The organism is Moraxella macacae 0408225 (genome assembly GCF_000320365.1).
Classification (GTDB): Bacteria; Pseudomonadota; Gammaproteobacteria; order Pseudomonadales; family Moraxellaceae; genus Faucicola; species Faucicola macacae.
This window is the reverse complement of the sequence record NZ_ANIN01000002.1, coordinates 700,917-722,370: the sequence shown is the minus strand read 5'-3', so window position 1 is coordinate 722,370 and position 21,454 is coordinate 700,917. Positions and strand designations below refer to the sequence as shown.

The 21,454-nt window shown below is 42.2% G+C and carries 15 protein-coding genes and 1 other RNA gene; 13 read left to right on the top strand and 3 right to left on the bottom strand.

All coding sequences use genetic code 11. The features are described from left to right. Positions 1–198: 198 nt before the first annotated feature. The 8 genes from MOMA_RS08765 (at position 199) to MOMA_RS08735 (ending at position 10,695) form a co-directional block, all read left to right on the top strand. The gene (locus tag MOMA_RS08765; protein WP_009502175.1) at positions 199–978 is read left to right on the top strand and encodes an ABC transporter ATP-binding protein; all 780 of its coding nucleotides are present in this window, start codon (positions 199–201) and stop codon (positions 976–978) included. A gap of 22 nt (positions 979–1,000) precedes the next feature. Further along, positions 1,001–2,758, top strand: coding sequence for a GspE/PulE family protein (locus MOMA_RS08760; protein WP_009502174.1), 1,758 nt, complete (start codon positions 1,001–1,003; stop codon positions 2,756–2,758). Between the two features lie 116 nt (positions 2,759–2,874). After that, a non-coding RNA gene (gene ssrS / locus MOMA_RS09755) (6S RNA) lies at positions 2,875–3,065 on the top strand. A 180-nt stretch (positions 3,066–3,245) separates the two neighbouring features. Beyond that, positions 3,246–5,138, top strand: a complete 1,893-nt coding sequence (locus tag MOMA_RS08755; protein ID WP_009502173.1) for a TonB-dependent receptor plug domain-containing protein — start codon at positions 3,246–3,248, stop codon at positions 5,136–5,138. 226 nt (positions 5,139–5,364) lie between these two features. Next, on the top strand, positions 5,365–5,943 hold the full coding sequence (gene pilV, locus MOMA_RS08750; protein ID WP_009502172.1) for a type IV pilus modification protein PilV: 579 nt from the start codon (positions 5,365–5,367) through the stop codon (positions 5,941–5,943). A gap of 1 nt (position 5,944) precedes the next feature. Then, positions 5,945–6,979: a PilW family protein gene (locus MOMA_RS08745; RefSeq protein WP_009502171.1), complete on the top strand. Its 1,035-nt coding sequence runs from the start codon at positions 5,945–5,947 to the stop codon at positions 6,977–6,979. A 10-nt stretch (positions 6,980–6,989) separates the two neighbouring features. After that, the gene (locus MOMA_RS08740) at positions 6,990–7,793 is read left to right on the top strand and encodes a hypothetical protein (protein WP_009502170.1); all 804 of its coding nucleotides are present in this window, start codon (positions 6,990–6,992) and stop codon (positions 7,791–7,793) included. 37 nt (positions 7,794–7,830) lie between these two features. After that, on the top strand, positions 7,831–10,695 hold the full coding sequence (locus tag MOMA_RS08735) for a pilus assembly protein (protein WP_051012748.1): 2,865 nt from the start codon (positions 7,831–7,833) through the stop codon (positions 10,693–10,695). Positions 10,696–11,913: 1,218 nt separating this feature from the next. On the opposite strand, the gene MOMA_RS08730 is transcribed toward MOMA_RS08735, so the two are convergent. The 3 genes from MOMA_RS08730 to MOMA_RS08720 all read right to left on the bottom strand — a co-directional run bounded on the left by MOMA_RS08730 (position 11,914) and on the right by MOMA_RS08720 (position 14,419). Continuing rightward, a complete protein-coding gene (locus MOMA_RS08730) occupies positions 11,914–13,077 on the bottom strand; it encodes a cupin domain-containing protein (RefSeq protein ID WP_009502169.1) in 1,164 nt (387 codons plus the stop codon). 46 nt (positions 13,078–13,123) lie between these two features. Continuing rightward, positions 13,124–13,408: a hypothetical protein gene (locus MOMA_RS08725; RefSeq protein ID WP_009502168.1), complete on the bottom strand. Its 285-nt coding sequence runs from the start codon at positions 13,406–13,408 to the stop codon at positions 13,124–13,126. A gap of 63 nt (positions 13,409–13,471) precedes the next feature. After that, a complete protein-coding gene (locus MOMA_RS08720) occupies positions 13,472–14,419 on the bottom strand; it encodes a DUF3025 domain-containing protein (protein ID WP_009502167.1) in 948 nt (315 codons plus the stop codon). A 150-nt stretch (positions 14,420–14,569) separates the two neighbouring features. On the opposite strand from MOMA_RS08720, the gene MOMA_RS08715 reads away from it, so the two are divergent. The 5 genes from MOMA_RS08715 (at position 14,570) to MOMA_RS08695 (ending at position 21,414) form a co-directional block, all read left to right on the top strand. After that, positions 14,570–17,335, top strand: a complete 2,766-nt coding sequence (locus MOMA_RS08715; protein ID WP_009502166.1) for a lytic transglycosylase — start codon at positions 14,570–14,572, stop codon at positions 17,333–17,335. A 9-nt stretch (positions 17,336–17,344) separates the two neighbouring features. Next, complete coding sequence (gene aroC, locus MOMA_RS08710) at positions 17,345–18,433, top strand: chorismate synthase (RefSeq protein WP_009502165.1); 1,089 nt, start codon at positions 17,345–17,347, stop codon at positions 18,431–18,433. Between the two features lie 11 nt (positions 18,434–18,444). After that, a complete protein-coding gene (locus MOMA_RS08705; protein WP_009502164.1) occupies positions 18,445–19,230 on the top strand; it encodes a hypothetical protein in 786 nt (261 codons plus the stop codon). Between the two features lie 43 nt (positions 19,231–19,273). Continuing rightward, positions 19,274–20,380, top strand: a complete 1,107-nt coding sequence (gene serC / locus MOMA_RS08700) for a 3-phosphoserine/phosphohydroxythreonine transaminase (RefSeq protein WP_009502163.1) — start codon at positions 19,274–19,276, stop codon at positions 20,378–20,380. Between the two features lie 161 nt (positions 20,381–20,541). Further along, positions 20,542–21,414 carry a LysM peptidoglycan-binding domain-containing protein gene (locus MOMA_RS08695; protein WP_009502162.1) on the top strand — a complete coding sequence of 291 codons (873 nt, stop codon included), beginning with the start codon at positions 20,542–20,544 and terminating at the stop codon, positions 21,412–21,414. Positions 21,415–21,454 lie beyond the last annotated feature (40 nt).

Below are 21,454 nucleotides of genomic sequence, written 5' to 3'. Positions count from 1 at the left end.
ACTGTTTAATACTGGTTTAATGTTAATTTAATTTTACTTAAATCTAGCCAAAAACACGCTTAAAATTAGGCGTGTTTTTGGCTTTATTGTGTTTTTACCAAGAAAAAATTTGCCTTTTTTGGCAATTTAGGTGAAAATAATGCGTTTATTCATTGTTTTATGTATTCATTTGTTTTATGCCTGATGTGGAAAATGCCTATGACTAACCAAAAATCAATCGCCTTGCAACTCAACGACATTCATAAAAGCTACGGACATTTAGAGGTATTAAAAGGCGTGTCATTAACTGCTTATGATGGTGATGTGATTTCGATTTTAGGATCGTCAGGGTCTGGAAAATCCACCTTGTTGCGTTGTATTAATTTGCTAGAAAATCCATCACAAGGCCAGATTTTTTTAAGCGGTGATGAATTAAAACTAAAAAAAGGCAAAACTGGTGATTTGGTGGCCGTGGATCAAAAACAATTGGAAAAATTTCGCTCCAAAGTTGGTTTTGTATTTCAAAATTTTAACCTATGGCCGCATAAAACCATTTTGGAAAATATCATCGAAGGCCCAACCCAAGTACAAAAAATTCCAAAAGATCAAGCAATTAGCGAGGCACAAGTATTGTTGCAGCGGGTTGGATTGCTTGACAAACAAGACGCTTATCCTGAAAATTTATCCGGCGGACAACGCCAACGCATTGCAATTGCTAGGGCATTGGCAATGAAACCGCAAGTGTTGTTGTTTGATGAACCAACCTCAGCCCTTGATCCTGAACTGGTCAATGAAGTTTTGGCGGTGATGAAATCACTTGCTGAAGAAGGGCGCACCATGCTGATTGTAACGCACGAAATGCGTTTTGCTCGCGATGTGTCAAGTCAAGTGGTGTTTTTGCACCAAGGGCGTATTGAAGAAATGGGCGATCCTGGGCAAGTGTTTGGCAATCCAAAATCACAGCGTGTAAAAGATTTTATGGCAAGTCATCAAGGCTAAAAAATTCATCAAGGTTAAAAGTATGCAAAACCGGTCGTTTTCTATCGTGATTGATGTTCGTTGGTGTTTAGATGAATTGCTTAAAGCCGGGCATATTGATCAACGTGATTATAATTTGGTGATTACCAGTAACCGTCCAAACTTGCATCCGCTTCAGGTCATTGCAGGGTTTAATTTGACGGATAAAAACACCGCAAAACCGCTTGATTTAGAAAGTTTAAACCGCTGGCTTGCCAAACTTACCAATGTGGCATATGTGCGCATTGATCCACTCAAAATCGATGTGCCATCGGTAACGTCTATCATGTCGTTTGAATATGCCAAATCACAATTTATTTTGCCTATCGCGGTAACGGATAGCGAAGTGGTGATTGGCACGGATCAGCCGTTATTTTTTGATTGGCATGACAACATCAGTCATATTGTGCGTCCAAAAACCATCAAAACCGTGCTGCTAAGCCCCGATCAAATTAACCGTTACCGCCAAGAATTTTATCAAGTTACCAAAGCGATCGCAGGGGCAAACAGTGGCCAGCATTCATCTGATGTTACCAATGTCGAAGCCTTGCTACAGCTTGGCAATCTCCAAAATCCCGATGCCAACGATCATCACATTGTAAAAGTGGTGGATTGGTTGTTACAGTATGCGTTTGATCAACGTGCCAGCGATCTTCACCTTGAACCGCGGCGCGAAATAGGCAAAGTACGTTTTCGCATTGACGGCGTGTTACACAATGTATACGAAATGCCTGCTGCAATTATGACGGCGGTTGTTGCAAGGATTAAAATTTTAGGCAGGCTAAATGTTGCTGAAAAACGCAAACCACAAGACGGCCGGCTAAAAACCCGCACCCCAAAAGGCCAGGAAACCGAATTGCGTTTGTCGACCATGCCTACTGCTTTTGGAGAAAAATTAGTCATGCGCGTGTTTGATCCTGATGTGTTGGTGCGAAGTTTTGAACAGCTTGGTTTAACAGGCAAAGATTTACAACAGTGGCATGAAATGACTGCTTGCCCAAATGGCATTATTTTGGTAACAGGCCCTACAGGTTCTGGCAAAACCACAACTTTATACAGCACACTCAAACAATTGGCAACCGAAGAAGTCAATGTATGCACCATTGAAGATCCGATTGAAATGGTAGAACCAATGTTTAACCAAATGCAAGTGCAACATAATATTGAGTTAAGTTTTGCTGAGGGCATTCGTGCCTTAATGCGTCAAGATCCTGATATCATCATGGTGGGGGAGATTCGCGATACGCAAACCGCTGAAATGGCAGTACAAGCATCTTTAACAGGGCATTTGGTGTTGTCAACCTTGCATACCAATGATGCTCCAAGTTCGTTAACTCGCTTGCATGATTTGGGTGTTGCACCGTTTTTAACCTCGGCTACGATTTTGGGGATTATGGCACAGCGATTGGTACGCACCTTGTGCAAGCATTGTAAAACCAAACGTCCAATTAGCGAGCTTGAACAACAAACATGGCAGGAGTTGACCGCACCGTGGAAAGCCCCTGCACCTAAGTTTATCAGTCATGCAATAGGTTGTGAACATTGTCGTGATACGGGGTATTTAGGGCGTGTTGGTTTGTATGAAATTATGCGCTTAAACAACGATCTTAAACGCCTAATTGGCGAGGGGGCAAATTTAACCACCATCACCCAAAAAGCCTATCAAGATGGGCTACAACCACTGCGCTTGGCCGGGGCAAAAAAAGTCAGCGAGGGTTTGACAACTTTTGAAGAAGTGCTAAAAGTTGTGCCTCTAAACTAAACCTGGCCAAAAGCACCAAGCCAAAAGCACCAAACTAAAACCGCTAAACCAAAAGCACTACGCCAAAAGTTGTACTAAACCAAAAGTTGCATTTAAGCCAAAAAAGCATTATAATGCAGTTTCTGAAGTACTCGCCAGTTTATGGCATACCTGAGCTGATAATTTACTTTAGGGTTGCATGCTAATTGTTTGTTGTGTATGCCTGCATCGGTATGATGTATCAGGAAACCTTAAAAATAATTGTGCGATCCGCCTTTGAACATGACAGTTCATGGGTTCACATAGACAGCGGTACTTTGGTTTTTGCTCTTTTTATTAAGATATTTTAATTATTAAAATTAATAAAACCAATATATCAAAATTTTTTCATATTAAGTTACATTAATTTGAGAAAATCTCAACTTATTTTTGTGGTATTTTGCATAAAACTTGCTAAAATGTAATAGATAACTTATTTTTATTTTAGCCAGTGTGAATAGCAAAAATCATGAAACCAAAAACAATTCAATCAAAAACAATTCAAAAAACCAAACTTACGGTTAAACATACCACATTAAGCCTTGTGTTAACAATGCTTGCCAGTCAATCTTATGCCGACGGTCTGGGGGTTGATTCTGATAACAGCATGCCAATTGTACAGCTGCCAAAAATAACCGTTACTGCAACGCGTACCGCCACATCTGAAAAAAATACCATTGCTCAAACCAGTGTGATTAATGAAGAGGATCTAAAACGCTATCAAGGGCAAAGCGTGCTAGATGTACTGCGTCATCACGGCGGTTTTTTGGTGCGTCAATACGGTGGTGATGGCACGGCTGGCAATGTTGTGTTGCGTGGTTATGACAACAAAAGAATTTTGGTATTAATTGATGGCATTCGTTACGGATCCATTTCTTACGGTGGTTCGGCACTTTCGTTAATTCCTGCGGATCAAATTGATCGCATCGAAGTGTTGCACGGCGCTTCAGGTTCTGCCTTGTACGGATCAGATGCGATGGGTGGCGTTATCCAAATTTTTACCAAAGGGCAACATGCTAAACAATCCAATGCCTCCATTATTGTTGGTGCAGGCACAGAAAAAAGCTATAAAGCCCAAGGTATCGGACAATTTGTCAAGCATGATACCACGCTAAGTGTGTCAGCAGGCTATGAAAAAACCGAGGGCATTAACGCAGTCAAAAATGCCACAGGCGTCGATGTGGATAAAGATGGTTTTGAGTCAAAAAATGTAAGTTTTGTGGCAAAACATCGTTTTAATGAAGCACTTAATGTGGGTGCAACAGGTTTATTTGCTAAGTCTGTCTCAAAAATAGATTATGATGACCGCCAAGAGCAACAAAACGGTGCGTTGTTGGTGTTTGCAGATTATGAGCAAGATAATTTAAGCGGATCTTTAAAATATGGACAAAGTTTTGACAAACTGAATGCGTATAAAACGCCAACCGACAAAACGCCAAATACGTTTGACACGGTGCAAAAACAATTAAACCTACAATTGGGCTATCATTTGCCAGCCGGGCAAGTGATCGCAGGCTATGAAAATCTACATCAAGCATTAGACACAGGCAAGCCTAAGACTAACCAACCTGACAGCTATACGGTAAAACAGCGCAAAATTAACAGTGCGTATGTCGGTTATTTGTTGGCAAATGACAGTTATGACGCCCAGTTAAATTTACGCTATGACCAAAACTCACAATTTGGCAACAAAACCACGTACAACCTAGGCGGAGCGTATCGGATTATGCCAAATACGCGCATTGGCGGATCGTATGCAACAGGCTTTAGAGCTCCGTCTATGAACGATTTGTACGGTTATTCAGACAGCTGGGGTGGTTATCGTGGCAATCCAAATTTAAAAGCCGAAACCAGTAACAACCGCGAGGTTTTTATTGAAAACAGCAATGCCTACCAAACCACGCGTTTAACGGGCTACCAGTCAAATCTGATTGATGCGATTGTGTCTGATTATAGCAAAAGCCCTGCCACCACGTTTAACCAAGGCAAAATGCAGATTAAAGGCGTGAATTTAACCTCAGATTGGCAAATAGACAAGGTATTGTTTGGAATAAATTACGATTATCAAGACACCAAAGATCAAAACGGTAAAGGCTTGCCTTTTCATCCGCACTATAAGGGCTTGATTTATGTTGGTTATCAACAGCCTAAATTTGATGTACGCCTTGAACAACAAAAAATCGGCGATTCGGATTTAAAAGGCTATACGTTAATAAATTTAAGTGGCAATTATTATGTAAACAAGCGTTTGTCGGTGAATGCTCGCGTGAATAATTTGACTAATGAAGATTATGAAACCTACCGAGGTTATAACCAAAAAGGCATTAACGCTTTTGTAACGGCAACTTATAAATGGTCTTAATGATTTTTTAAGACATTTTTAAAAAAATTTGTTTTTATTGTATGGTTTTGTGTTACAATGAGACATACATCTAAATATTGAAAAAACAAAATATAATATTAAGAAAAATATACCGTGGGCGTGTTTTGGTAAAAATACAGACAGTCAGTAAAATACAGACAGTAACAATACAGACAGTAACAATACAGAAGACACGCATTGCAAAACCACAAAAGGAGATTGTTTTATGAAACAAACACAACAAGGCATGGGTTTTGTTGAAGTGTTGGTGGCTTTATTACTGTTGGCAGTTGCAGTATTGGGTTTTAGTGGTATGCAAATGACAGCGGTAAAAGCAACTGATGAAAGTCTGCTGCGTAGCCGTGCGTTAAGTGTGATGCGTGGCGGTGCAGAAATGTTGCGAGCCAATCCCAGTGAAATTACAGCGTTTAAAAACGCATTAAACAACACGCCTGCAACTGCTCCGGGCAATGTTTCTGATACAGAAAGAAGTAAGCAAAAAACTGATATACAGACCAAATTAAACAAATGCAAACCAGTATATGACAAACAAAAAAACCAAAATCCAACCGCCTGCTCTTTTAAAGAAATGGCCGAGCGTGATGCCAATGCTCTACGCAAAGTGGCATTGGATAATGAAATTGCCATTCGTATGGACAATTGCCCTGGCACAACAAAAATGCAGTGCATGATCGCCAGTTGGGGAGAAACTGCGCCGGTTATCGGCACAAATAATGATGCCTGCATGGTTAAATCAGGCAGTTATCGGCCAGGTGCAACTTGTTTTGTGATGGAGGCGTATTGATATGAGTGGTTTTAACAAAAGTTTTAATAGGGGTTTTACCTTAATTGAACTGATGGTATCCTTGGTTTTGGGGCTGTTAATTTCAGCGGCCGCGGTGCAAATTTATATTGCCAATGCCAGAACCACCACGTTTCAAAAAAGCGGCAGTGAGTTACAAGACGTCAGTGTTTTTGGCATACAGCAGTTAGAATCGCACATTCGCATTGCCAATTTAGGCAATTCTAGAACGAGCATTAACGATACCACAAGCCAAGGCGGTATTGTGCTAACTGGCTTTAATTTGGACATTGTCAGCAAAACAACCGATCCAAAAACAAACGAGGTTATCCAAACCGATGAATACAAAGATCTACAGCTGTTAACACGCTCCACAGGCGATACCAAAGCCAATGGCACTACCCAAAAATGGACAGGCGTGTCAAATATGAGTGGCACGAACAGTGATCAACTCACCATTCAATACACCAACATTACTGGCAGTGAGATGATCGATTGTGAAAACAATCAAGTTGACAAAAACGCCATGGTGATCGAGCGCTATTTTGTCAGACAATCCACGCAAAAAAACGGTACATTGGTATTAGCCTGTGATGCAGGGCGTTTAGTAGCAGACACCTCAAAACCTGGCCAAGGTATCAAAACAATCCAAAAATTTACAGGCGGTGATACACGCGATTTTGGAGGTGAGGGCATGGAAAAAATCACCAATGTCGATCAATTTAATGTACTGTTAGGCACGCAACAACGCCCAATCAAAGATCCGGCGTCAGGCAAAATCACCACGCAACCGGGTATGCTGTACCTAAACAGTTATGCTTATAACAAACTAACCGGTGAAAAACCGCCCATTACCTCGGTCAAAATTGGCTTGATTGTCAGTGGTAGTACCGCGGTGCTTGGCAATGAGGATCAAACCGCTTTTGAGTTGTTTGATCAAACGCAAGTTTTAACCGATGCAACCAAAGACGCTCGCAGCAAAAAAGTCAGAAACGTTTACCAAAGTACGATTTTGTTGCGTAATGCACGGGCTATTTGAGGGTAAGATTATGCAAATTTTAACACACTCTCCGCCTTGTCAATCACTCACGCCTGATCGCGTTGCTCCAAATCACGCCCAAAAAGGTGCAACTTTGATCGTGGTGTTGTTGTTTTTGATTTTGGTGATGATCGCAGGGGCAATGTCGGTAAAACGCAGCACCACCGATCTAAAACTGGCAACTTCCGATCAGATCAACACCATGTTGCTCCAATCCGCGGACAACGCCAACCAAAAACTAGAAACCGTCATCACCGATTATCCAAAATCGGTAGAAAACCGCCTCGGCATGTTTGGTTATTTTATGCAGCGCCCAGAGACGGTAGGTGATGAGTTTATTTATTGTTTTCACCCGGACAATGCCAAAGTAAACACAGTAACTGGCGGTTTTATCCGCTTAAAAAACGGCGGAATCCGCGGTAAAGAACAAATCTGTAAACCGGATAAAGCCGATTCGTTTGTCAATGATCGCAAAATTTCTATGGTGCAAGTGAGCGTTACCCGTGCTGATGTAGCCGCCGATCCCAATGCAGAAGATTTTGGTAGTTTGACGGAAGGTAGAGATACCAACGGCTATCAAGGGGCGGTAGAAAAAACCAAGTTTGATATCCGCCCAACCTCACTTATGCCCTCATACAGTGATCCTGATACCTGCCTGAAAAAAAGCGTGGTAGGTTCTGATAACATTGTAAGCTGTTTAACAGGTAAAAGCGTCCCACACAAAACCTTATATCAGCAGGCTGTGGTCGAAGAAAATACCTGTACCGATCTATACCGCAGATACGGCGGTGCAGGAGCGAGCAAACTGTGCTAACGCAAACCGATTAACCCTTTAAAAAAGGCAAAAGACTATGAAACTAAAAAAACCAACCCTCACCGCCATGCCACTCAAAACCCTGGTACTGGCTATGGCATCTGTGGCGATCCTCCCTGCTCACGCCGATACCCACGGCAAAAAAATCGGTGATCTGGAGATCTATCAAGAGGCCAAGGGCGGTAAAGTAACCATCACCATGATGCTGGATACTTCAGGGAGTATGTCGGTTCAGCCTAGTGATGCCGCTCTTACAGCAGCGGCTTGTGAGTTGCCTGTTGGGGTTAGTCTGTCAATTACAAGTGAAAATTCAGGTAAAGGCTATACGCGCAATTTTTGTTACATTAGTAGAAATCAACCTGCTAAACGCAGTTATGTATGGAAGTATGTATCTGGTTTTTGGACTGGTACAGGTTATCAAAGATGTGCTGATGACAACTGTAGTCGCGTTTATAGGGGGTTGTATGCTAGACCGTGGGATCTTGATTCTTATCATCGAGATGGTAATATGTACTATGTTAATGTACCGGCTGTATCACAAGGCAAATACCCGGATCGGTTAACACGGCTTAAAGATGCGATCTTTACCCTGATGGATCATTCCAGTCTAATTGAAAAAGCAGAAAATGTACAGATCGGTATCGGGCAGTTTTCTTCACAAGGTGGTGGTTATGCCGATGGAATATCAGGGCGGATTGTAGTGCCAGCAAAACCCATTAATCCACAGCACAGGCAAGATATTAAAAACGCGGTGGCAAGATTTGATGGTGTTGGCGGTACGCCAGCTGCTAATGCCTATGCTGAAGTGGGGGCGTATATGCTTGGTAGTACTACTAAATCGTCATCACCGTGGTGGGGTAGAGGCATAGAAGGTTCGGGTTTTGACAAATCGGTTGGTGAATCCAAGGCAGGATCATTGTATAAAAGCCCCATTAAAGGATCCGAATCCGCCCAGTGTGATGGGAATGGCATTTACTTTTTAACCGATGGTGAGCCCAACTCCTCAAGCAGACCAGAGGAATTGATGAAAATTGCTCTTGGCAATAAAAACTTAACCAAAAACGGTGGTACATTATTAACCAGTAATATCAATGGAGTAGGCGGTTCTTTATCACCACAACATGGTATGGATGCGGTAGGCTATTTTGCTAAAAACCTACGCGATGGTAAGCTAAACGGCCTGGGCTATCCGATCAAAACCGCGGTGGTGGGTTTTGGATCAGTGTTTGACACCAAAAAATACGCCAATGTCATTCAAGAACTGGACGAGTACGAAACCGATAAAGTAACCGGCCTGCCAACAGGCAAACTAAAAGGCGGTGGCAGTAAGGCTAAATACTTTGACTGTAACAAAATCACCGAAATTAACGGTCGGAACGCCTGTAACTGGGGGGCTAAGTCGCATAAAAATTTATCAGGGGTTGGTGGATTTGGTGAAGGGGGTTTTTATTCAGCACAAGATTCAGATGCGGTAGTAAACAGCGTACTGCAGTTTATTCAGGATCTGAACAATGAGATACCGGCCTCACCGTCAGGGACGATTGTGGTGCCTGATGATCCCTACCGGATTAATGCCAAATTGGCATATGCGTATATGCCCTTTATTCAGCCACAAGTGGGTAAGGCGGCCGCCACTTGGCCGGGCAACATGAAAAAGTATAAAATTGCCGATGGTACCTTGGTGGGATCTAACAATAAGCCACTGTTTAAAAGTGCCAATGGGGATTTTAATACCGATGCTGCCGATCTGTGGAGTCCGGCGAGTGAAAGTGGCAGCAATCAGATCGAGATCGGCGTCGGCGGTATGTATGCCCATTTGGCTGAACCTACCGAGAAAAACATCGACAGCGTGCGTAATGTTTATGTTGAAGATAACGATAAACAGTTGCGTAAAATTGGTATTTCAAAAGGTAAATTTACCGTCGATGGTAAAAATTATACATCTAATTCATTTACCGATAAAACGACGTTTACTAAAGAAAACGTTACGCGGTTGATTAATTTCTTAGGCTTTAGTATTTTGGATCATCAAAAAAATAGCGATATTGGCAGTATCACCTTTACTAAAGCCAACTTGGGGGCGACTACCAAAGTACTGGGTGCATCGACTCACTCAACGCCAAGTTCGGTTTCGTACGCTGCCAACATTGACACCAAAACCGGCGAAATCAAACAAGATGGGCGTGATGATTATGTACTGTTTGGTTCCGCCGATGGGGCGCTGCATTTTGTAGATGCCGATAAAGGCGATGAAAAATACGCAGTAATTCCAAAACAGATGTTAACCCAGCAACCAAAAGCCCTTTCAGGTGAAATCAGTGGGCTTACTGCAGGCGTGCCATATCAGGGCGTTGATGCACCGTGGACGATCAAGGCGGATTATAAACCTGATGAAAACATCACCAAAATGCTCATTGACAAAGAAAAAGGCATTCAAGCCTATGGTGGCCTGCGTATGGGCGGCACTGGCTTATATTCTTTGGATTTAGACAATAAAGACAAACCTGTGCTTAAGTTTAACATTCAGCCAAGTACAACAGGTTTTGATCGCCTAGGGCATATTTGGGCAAAACCCACACTGGCGAAAATCAAACGCACCAGTGATAACAAAAAAGACACAGAAGTACGGTATTTGGCGGTGGCTATGATATGTGTTATGAATATCAAGACTTCCAAGTTGGGGCAACATCTCCTACCGCCGAAGACGAAAAGAAAGACAAAGCCAAACCGGTCGATCAGCAACTGGGTATCAGACAGTGGAGCGATGAGTGTAAAACCACAGCAAACGGTCAGGCCAAAGGCAATGCGTTATATATTGTTGATGCCAAAACTGGCGATTTATTATGGTCAGCTAAGTATGACGCCAATGCCACAGGCAAAACCGAAGCGCTTAAATACCTAAAACACAGTATCGTTGGCGGTGCGACGGTGTTGGATCGTAACAATGATGGCTTGATTGACAATATTTATTTTGCTGATTTGGGCGGACAGGTGTTTCGCATTGACTTTAAAGACGGCTTGCCTGCTAAAGACAGTTATACCGATACCAAAATCACGCGGATTTTAGCCAGTAAGCATGAAAATAGCACGGATAAAAAATACGCGTTTCGGTTTTATGAACGTCCAATTGTCAGTTTTTACCGCAATACACGCACGCGGGTAGACAATAAAGTGTCAGGTGATGATAAATTGTTTGCCTTGGTGAATGTAATTTCAGGGGATCGCAGCTCGCCGTTATCCAAAATACGCAATATAGCAAATTCTGATCGCTTGTACGGTATCATTGACAAAGACGTTACGATGAGCAATGCACTGCTTCATGATGACACTAAGTTTACTCCGACAATTAAAGATTTGGACGACAGTAAACTGCTTGCATATCCAAAAGACATCGGTACAACAACGACAGGCTTTACCAAAGATCAAAAAAACAAGCCGATTCAGCAGTTAAAAAATCACACCAAACACGGCTGGTATTATCCGTTAACGCGTTTTGATGGTTATACCGATGTAAACTTTAACAAAGGGGTTGGACGTTTGGAGGTGATCGATGGTTATTTGTATGCCAGTGTGTATAACCCAAATATGAGTTATGGCAAAACAGACTTGTGTTCAGCGAAAGTTGTTGGTGGTTCAGAAAGCCAGTTGTACTGCTTACCGTATGGAATTTGCTTAGATGACAGCTCAAAAACCGGCACAGGCGGTTACTCACGCACCGGCAAAGGCATTCAAGAGTTAACTTTAGGGCCACGCAGTGTTGACAAAACCAACGAGATCTTATTGATCGGTAACCGTAGCCTTAGCCAATTACAATCCGACGCAAGCGTAAGCTATGGCAATGACGATAAGAAAAAGAACAGCCCAATTGCAACCAAAGATCCATTGGCGGATAAAACCCCAAGTCAAGCAAGCAAAGACTCACTGGGTGATGGATCCAGAGCGGCACCGCTGCACACACAAAAATTCAAGTTAACGCCGTTATCTTGGTATGAAGTTACCAAATAAGGCTTGAAAATTTGATAAAAAAACAGCAATTGCCAGTGCAGTTGCTGTTTTTTTGTGGTTTGATTTGAAAAACTGGTTGTTAAAATTGGCTTAAACAAATTGGCTTAAAAACCAATCAATCGGTAACATTGACAAGGATCCAACCGTTTTCTAGCCATTCATAAACACTGCTTATGGTTACACAGGCTTGGTTTAGATCGGCTAAACTTAAACTTTCGCCATTTGCCAGGCGCATAAGCAACTGTTGGCTGGGGCTATCCATTTCATCATTGACACATTCACCGTTAATAAACAGTTGAGTTTGGTGGTTGTGTTTGACAAAAATTATCCGCCCGGCTAAATCCTGGCTGATGGTTGCCCCTTGTGTTAAAGCATCGGTTAATTCATCGAGGGTTAACATTTCTGTTGGCAACAACAGATCGTATTGGCGTTTACTCACGGTTTCGGCCAAGGCTTGGCAAACAATCGTATCGCCTAAGGGTGAATTTAATAAGTCAAGCAGTTGTTGTTTGGTGTCTTGAATGGATTTGGGGTGTAATTCACCGGGCAAGGTGTGTGGTTGTGTGATTTTTAGCGGTATGGCAAGCGACTCAAAACCGGTTGCCACATCGGTGATACTGTCTAATAATTGTAGCGGATTTGGATTGCGACAACCAAACGAAAAAGTCAAACAATCATCTACTGCTACGCCGTAATGGGCTAAGTTGGTTGGTACATACAGTACATCGCCGACATCTAATATTGCATCAAAAATCAGATCGCCCATATTATCCATAACGCGAATGGGCTGGCCTTTGATAAATTTGGTATTGGTATCACAATATTTGCCAAGTTGCCAATGTCTTAAACCGTAACCTTGGACTAAAAACACATCGTAATTGTCATAATGTTTGCCAACGCTGCCACCTTTTGGAGCGTATGACACCATGATGTCATCGCGTTGCCACTGGGGAATAAAATCAAACGCATGCCAAAGATCGGCCAAATCTGGCGACCATAGCTCCATGTTTTGCACCAAAACCGTCCAATGTTTGGGTAAATTGGCAAAATCTTGTTCGGTAAAGGGGCTGTTTTTTAACGTCCATTGGTTGTTTTGGTGGGTGATTAACCTTGCAGTAACCTCTTCATTGGTTGCCAATGCTAAAATGTCATCAGGTTCAAACATACCAGCCAAGGCAGGCAAGCCGTTTTTGATAAGTAACGGCTTTTTTTGCCAATAGTCGGTTAAAAACTGCTCTGGGGTGATATCGGACGGTAGACAAAGGGGGATTTTTGACATAATGCTCTTTTTGTTATGCTCTTTTGTTGTGGGTTAAAGGTTTTAATTATACACCAAAATGACCGTCTTGTACCACCAGTAACACATCACCCAAACTGGATAATTTTAGCAAATTACTGGAACGAAAAACCGCCACATTTGCCCCTTTGTCATCTTTATAGTCTTTATGGCGTAAATAATCGTTGTGCTCTAACTCAAAACGCACCACGTGTTGCAATAAAGACTCAAGTTCATCTAAGGTATAATCTTGCCAATTTATATCCAAATATGGTGCAAGTTTGCCTGTAACTAGGCGTAATGTGTTGGCGGTTTTAATCAGTTTGGTTGCCATGATTTTTCCTTAACAGTTGGTGAAAAAATAATACATAATAAACTTTAATGTAACAACATTTGGCTAAAAATTCAACCATTCATTTGTGTGTAATTGCCAAATTTTTGTAAGTTTGTCATGACGTTTTTCGCGAAAAACTCGGCGATCTTGATAAAACACCAAATCTTGCTTGCCAATATCATTGGGGCAAAAGTTTGGTATGCCTAAAACTGGCAAGGGCTGAAGCATTTTTGTCTGTAAGGTTTGGCTGAATAACACTTTGGCTAAAAAATTATCTAATAAAGTGCGTTGCGTGTCAATGGATTGTGTTTGCCAGTCATTATCCACCAAAATCAACAAAGTATGGGCACTGATATTTTTGCGTGGGGTGATTAATTTTTCTAATAAAGCATGGCCGATGGCAAAAAATTGACTGGTTTGCCATGCGTGTTTTTGCGCCAAAAATGCCTGTTGCCAAGCAAAATTTTGTAAATTTGTCAATAATTGTTGATTGTTACTGACAATGACGCCGCCGTTTTCATCAAACAAAGTTAAGGCGTTACGCTGTGGTGTGCGTGCGTTGTTGCCGTACTGTTTTAGATCTTGATCGTGCAGATGGTTGAGTGTGGCTTTGGTTTTGGGAAAATTGAGCCAAATCAGCCCATTGAGCAAATCATGCCAATTATCACGCGTGGGAATGTTGCCCGTTGTGGCAATAAAACTTTCGTAGTTGGTGTGGGTAGGTAGGTGGTTTTGTGGTACAAAAGTGAGGGCTAAACCTTGATGGTTGTGAAAATCATGGTTGTAAAAAGCCTGATGATGACAAAAAGACAGCGCATTGTTAGAACACAGTGCATTGTTAGAACACAGCTTGGTTAAACTAAGGTTTAAGATTTCATAAACAAAATTCATGGAATGGTTTTTGTGTGCGTCTAAGGGTAAGTTTAAAGTCAGTAGGTTTTGATACCAAGGGGCGGTAAAATCAAGGCTTGCTAATAGTTGGTTTAATAGTGGCATGATGGTTTTTGGCATGAATTTGGCTAGGTTTATTGGTTGAGTTTATTGTAACATGTTTTGACATGCCAAAACTTGCCAATCCACAAAAAAAGTTGGCTTGAGTGTTTAGTTATTTTTGATTTTATTGTAAACTAGCAGATATTTTTTGATTTTGAAGGAAGTATCATGGCACAATTAGCAAATGCTCGTTTTGGCAGTTCTTTGTCGGTTTTGACATTGGCGGTTTCTACGATTTTATTAGCAGCTTGTAGCAGTGCACCACCCGTGCAAACTCAACGCACCTACGCAACGTCTGTTGCACGTCCAACGCATAACAACCCCAAAACCGCAAAACCCGCTTCCGCTAAACCCACTACCGCTAAAAACGCCACCAATCCGAAAACAACCGCCGCCGTTACCGCCCAACAAAACGCCGCCTTGTTGGATATGGATAGTCTTGACGAATTGGAAGGGTTGTTAGAAGCGACCGATATGGCCATGGTAGAAAACAGTGCATTGTTGGTACAACAATACGGTAATTTGTGGGATAGGTTGCGTGCCAATTATAAAATGGGCAGCAGTTACTATGATCCGCGCATCGAAGCCCAAAAAAGTTGGTTTATTTCTCGGCAAGATTATCTTAATCGTTTAACGGCACGTGCAAGCCGTTATTTATACCACACTGTGCGTGAAGCGGAACGCCGTAACATTCCTGCTGAATTGGCCTTGTTGCCTGTTATTGAAAGCTCTTATGATCCAAATGCCACCAGTAATGCAGCCGCCGCTGGGCTTTGGCAATTTATTCCCAGTACAGGGCGGATTTACGGCTTAAACCAAACTTCAACGTTTGATGGCAGGCGCGATGTGATTGAGTCAACGCGGGCGGCTTATGATTTTTTAACCAGTTTGTACAATCAATTTGGCAGTTGGGAGTTGGCATTGGCCGCGTATAATGCAGGGCCAGGAAGGGTAAGTTCGGCCATTCGTTATAACCAATCCCAAGGTTTATCGACCGATTATTGGTCATTGCGTTTGCCAACAGAAACGATGAACTATGTGCCACGTTTTATGGCAGTTGCCCAAATTGTCAAAGATCCAAATGCTTATGGGGTAAGTTTGCCTGCAATTGCCAACCGGCAGCACTTTCGCAGTGTTCCTACCAATGTGGGAGCAAACTTATCTGAAATTAGCCGTTTAACCGGGGTAAGTTATGATGAATTGCGTGCGTTAAACGGCGGTTTATTGGCAGGTTCGGTAGATATATCAGGCCCCAGTCGCGTGTTAATTCCCAACGATGTCAATACCAAAATTGACAGTCAAATTAGCCGTTTGGCAGGCAATGGTTTTGTGTCAAATAATAGCAATGGCTATGTTGCACCAAGCACACAAGGCGTTGCACCAAGTACACAAGGCAAAAAACCGATCTTACCAAAATCAAGCAGTGAATTGGCAAGTATTGCAACCAACATGGTAAGAAATCAAACCACCACTTATGTTGCCCCAATTGTAACCAAAGAACCACCAATTTCCGCCAAAGAGCAGCATCAGGTAACCGCAGAGATGCAATCGGCCAATACCTTGCCAACCACATCGGTAATGGTTACACCAAATAACACGATTGTTCAAGAGCCGCCATTGTCTCAAGCAGAGCGCGATCTCATTGCCAAGCAGATTGAACAAACCTCGCCTCAAGTTTCTCAAGCAATCAATCCAACCGATGGCAATATCAAATTGGACGCGATCCAAACCCAACAATCAGTGTTAGAGGCCAAAGGCGAAACCAAAAAACTTAGCTATAATGATGCAGTTGTCAATACACCAAAAACCGCCCCATCAAAACCGCGCCCAATGGGTAATCGCACCACTTATCAGGTGAAGCGAGGCGATACGTTATCAAACATTGCAGGGCGTATGGGCGTAAATTGGCGCGACATTGCAGAGTGGAATCAGATTGATCCAAATGCTCCTTTATTGGCCGATTCAACGCTATATTTGTATAATGCCAAACTTGGCATAGATGAAAAAATTGACACCAAACCCCAAAAACGCCAAGACAGCTATGTGGTACAAGCAGGCGACACTTTGACAGGCATTGCTGATAAATTTAATTTAAGCGTGAATGATTTGGCAAAATACAATAATTTGTCAACCAATTATCAAGTCAAAACCAAACAAACCTTGTGGTTAATTCCTGATAAAGTGGCAACCAAAACGACAGCCTTAGTACAAAAACCCACCAAAAAATACCAAGGTGCAACAGGCAAATACACAGTGCAGGCAGGCGATACCTTGATCGGCATTGCTAATAAATTAGACGTATCGGCAGAGGACATTGCAGAATTAAACGATTTTAACGCAAACTCAAAATTGCAGCGCGAACAAAGCATTGTTGTGCCCGTCAGCCAAGCCAAAGCCACACACGCTTTGATGGGAAAAGAAGTAAATTACACGGTAAAACGCGGTGATAATTTAAACACCATTGCCAATAAATTTGACGTATCGGTTAAAGAACTTGCCAGCAACAACGGCTTAAAACCCAAAAGCCGACTAAAAGCCGGACAAATTATCACCATTCCACAAGCAGGCAAAGCCAGTAGTCAAAACGACACAACCGACAAAAAACCAAATAACGCATCAGGCAAATACAAAGGTGCAACAGAAAGCTACCGAGTTAAATCAGGCGAAAGTCTAAATAGCCTTGCGACAAAATATGACTTATCGGTGGCTGATTTGGCGGCGTTAAACAACCTAAAAACAGGGGCATCGTTACAGCGCGGACAGAGTTTAAAAGTACCAAAATTAACGACGACTTATAAAGTAAGATCGGGCGATAGTATGACATCGGTTGCCAAAAAATTCAATCTTAGCCCCAAAGCGTTGGCAGGCATGAACGATATGACCGCCACCACGCAACTAAAAACTGGGCAAGTGTTAACCGTGCCAAACAAATAAGGAGATCTCATGGCAGGCAATACGATTGGACGGTTATTTACCGTAACCACATGTGGCGAATCGCATGGTGCAGGCTTAATGGCAATTGTAGATGGCATGCCTCCTGGGCTTAACTTAAGCGAACAAGATTTACAAAAAGAACTTGATCGCAGAAAACCAGGAAGCAACAAATTTACCACGCAACGCAACGAATCGGACGAAGTTGAGATTATTTCAGGTGTGTTTGAGGGCAAAACCACAGGCACGCCGATCGGTTTATTAATCCGCAATACCGACCAAAAATCCAAAGATTATCGCAATATTGCCCAAACTTTTCGTCCAAATCATGCCGATTATACTTATACGCAAAAATACGGTTTTCGTGATTACCGCGGTGGTGGGCGGGCATCGGCTCGCGAAACTGCAATGCGTGTGGCTGCAGGTGCAATTGCCAAAAAATACTTGGCCGAAAAATTTGGCGTGATTATCCGCGGACATGTTGTTCAAATTGGCACGGAAAAAAGTGAAAAATTGGATTGGAATGAGGTGAATAACAACCCGTTTTTTTGTGGTGATGTTGAGGCTTTGCCACGTTTTGAACGCTTGATAACCGATTTACGCAAACAAGGATCAAGTTGTGGGGCAAAATTAGAAATTTTTGCACAAAATATCCCCGTTGGTTGGGGCGAGCCTGTGTTTGACCGATTGGATGCGGACATCGCACATGCAATGATGAGTATTAACGCGGTAAAAGGCGTAGAAATTGGTGATGGTTTTTTGGTGGCGGAACAATTTGGACATGAAAGTCGTGATGAAATGACACCAACCGGCTTTTTGGCCAATCATGCAGGCGGTATTTTAGGGGGCATTTCAAGCGGCCAAACCATTCGCGTGGCTTTGGCATTAAAACCAACAGCAAGCATCACAACCGCAGGCAAAAGCATTGATTTGCAAGGCAATCCAACCGATGTTATCACCAAAGGGCGTCATGATCCTTGCGTGGGCGTGCGTGCCACACCGATCGCAGAAGCCATGCTTGCCATTGTATTGATGGATCATTTTTTACGTCATCGCGCCCAAAATGCCGATGTGATACCGCCTGTACAACCGATTGAGTAGCGTAACTTGTGATGAAATACGCGTATCAATATTGGCAAAATCAGTTATTGGCAGAAATGGGCATTGATCGTTGGGCTTTACAAACGGCAGATGTGATCGAGCTTGGTGTTGATGAATTGGCCGAAAGTTTAGCCCCTTTATCTAAGTCCAATTTATCCAAGCCAAAATTGCAAGAAGTTTCATTGGCAAAAACTGCACCAAGTTTACCAAACCCTGATGAAACTACCGATCACGATACCTTTGATAAAACCGCCAAACGTTTTGAGCGTTTTGAGTATTTTGAACCAACAGGCAATGAACCAACCGATCGCGAACTGGCAAAAAATCCGTCCAAGGTTGTGGTTAGTGCAAATGTGGTCGATGCGTTTGGATTGCAAATGGCGGTTTTTGCAGATTGGGTGCTAATTGTGGATATGGCGGTGTTAAACCAACATGAAAAACAGCACAAACTTTGGCAATCTTTGTTGGCTAATTTACGTTTAAAAGCGTATGATTTTCAGTTTCCATTCATTTCGCAGGCATTGGCGGATCAAATGTGTACCGATATGATAGCCTTGGCGACTTTTGCCGGAATGCTGCATGCTATTTATCCAAATACTCAGCAAAAACCAAAATTGTTGCATTTGACCGCTTTGCCCGCGTTATTTGCCAAAACGCCGTTTGATGCAAGCTATGATTTGGCGGTGATGCTCGATGATTTTAGGCAAAAACGCGATTTTTGGCAAACCATTCAACAGCGTAGCCAAGCCAACCAGTTAAGCCAACAAAAAGAATTGATTGGTGCAAACCGAAAATGACTGGATTTTTAATTTAATCTTAACTTAAAATTTGGAGTGTGTGATGAGTGCGTTAAATTTTAACAAGCGGGTGCATAATTTTTGTGCAGGCCCTGCAACCATGCCAACAGCGGTGCTGCAAAAAGCCAAGCACGATCTGTTAAACTGGCATAACAGCGGTTCATCGGTGATGGAAATTAGTCATCGCAGTGCTGATTTTATTGCAATTGCTCAAAAAGCAGAGCAAGATTTGCGTAAACTTATGCACATTCCCGATAATTACCGCGTGTTGTTTTTGCAAGGCGGCGCAAGTCTACAATTTTCCAGTATTGTGATGAATTTGTTGCACGGTGTGGCGGATTATTTGGACACAGGCATTTGGTCAAAAAAAGCCATTACCGAAGCGTTGCGTTACGAACAAGCAGGCCTTGGAACAATTAATGTGGTTGCGACAGCCAAAGACAGCAATTATACGCGCATACCAGATGTTGCCACTTGGCAATTATCCGATAACGCCGATTATTTTCACTATTGCCCAAATGAAACCATTCAAGGGCTTGCGATGTTTGATTTGCCAACTGTAAACGCACCGATTGTCGCGGATATGTCATCGTGCATTTTGTCAATGCCAATTGATGTGTCAAAATTTGGCTTGATTTATGCAGGGGCACAAAAAAATATTGGACCGGCAGGACTTACGTTGGTGATTGTGCGTGATGATTTGTTAGGCAAGGCCAATCTGATTTGTCCAAATACACAAAACTATCAAAATCAGGCTTTAAATGACAGCATGTTAAACACGCCACCGACGTTTGCGTGGTATTTGTCAGGACTTGTGTTTGAGTGGCTTTTGGAGCAAGGGGGCGTTCATGCAATTTATCAACAAAACCTTGAAAAAGCACGCCGTTTGTATGCTTGTATTGACAACAGTGATTTTTATCACAATCCGGTGGACAAAAATTACCGTTCCATAATGAACATACCGTTTACACTATCAGATAGCAGTCTTGACAAGGTGTTTTTGGAGCAGGCGGCACAAAATGGGTTGTTAAACCTAAAAGGGCATAAAGCTGTTGGCGGTATGCGTGCCAGTATTTATAACGCGATGGATTTGACGGCGATTGATGATTTGGTAAGTTTTATGCAACATTTTGAGTGTCAAAGGGTTTGATTTTTGTAAGTATTGAGTTACGATATTGTAAAGATTTGTTTTTATGCCTTGCTGCTAAGAATAAAATGAGTAAGATTAAGCAATATAAGTGATATAATAGTTAAGGTTAAGCAAACATTATATTCATTATATTTTTTTAATGGTTCACCAAGGAGAGAACTATGTTTGATCGTGTTTCATTATCTTGGCTTAAAGTATTGACAGTGGCAATGTCGCTTGGTGTAAGTACGCTTGGTTTTGGTGCATCGACCTATCGGGTTAAAGCAGGCGATACCTTGTCTAGCATTGCCAATCAATACGACCTAAGCATACAAGAGTTACAAAATATCAATAACTTAAAATCCGCCAATGACATCAAAGTTGGTGATATCGTGCTATTAAGTGATAGCACCGCCGTTAGTTATGCAGGAAAAATGAGCGGTTATACCGTACAGGCGGGCGATACCATAAGCTCTATTGTCAAAAAATTTGACACAACGCCTGCAGTATTGGCAGAATTAAACCCTGTTTTACAAAGCAACTACAACCAAATTGTCATTGGACAAAAACTCATCGTTCCTGTTAAAACCACAACGACAGCCACAGCCACAATGACAGCCACAAGTTCAAAAAACGCCCATACAAGCAAAAATTTTGCCTATAAAATCAAAAGCGGCGATACGTTTTGGGGCATTGCCAATCGTTTTAACATCAGCGTTAATGATTTAGCTGAACTGAATGAAATAGATGTGATGACGCGCGTACAAGAGGGCAAAACCTTGCTTATTCCAGAAACCGCCGAAAATCTAAAAAAATTGGCAAATACCAAAACCTCAAATGCCAAAATCCAAAGCACAAAAACCATTGGCAAAAACACCGCCAAGCCTGATGGTAAACTTGACGTAATTACCTATACAGTACAAAAAGGCGATAATTTGGGTAAACTTGCCCAGCGTTATAATGTCAAATTATCCGCGTTGGCAGAAATTAACGGCCTTGCGACCACAAGTCAGGTAAAAATTGGACAAAATCTGGTTATTCCTGTTATTAAATAAACATTAATCATTTATTAAATATCCTAAAAAATCAGCCCAT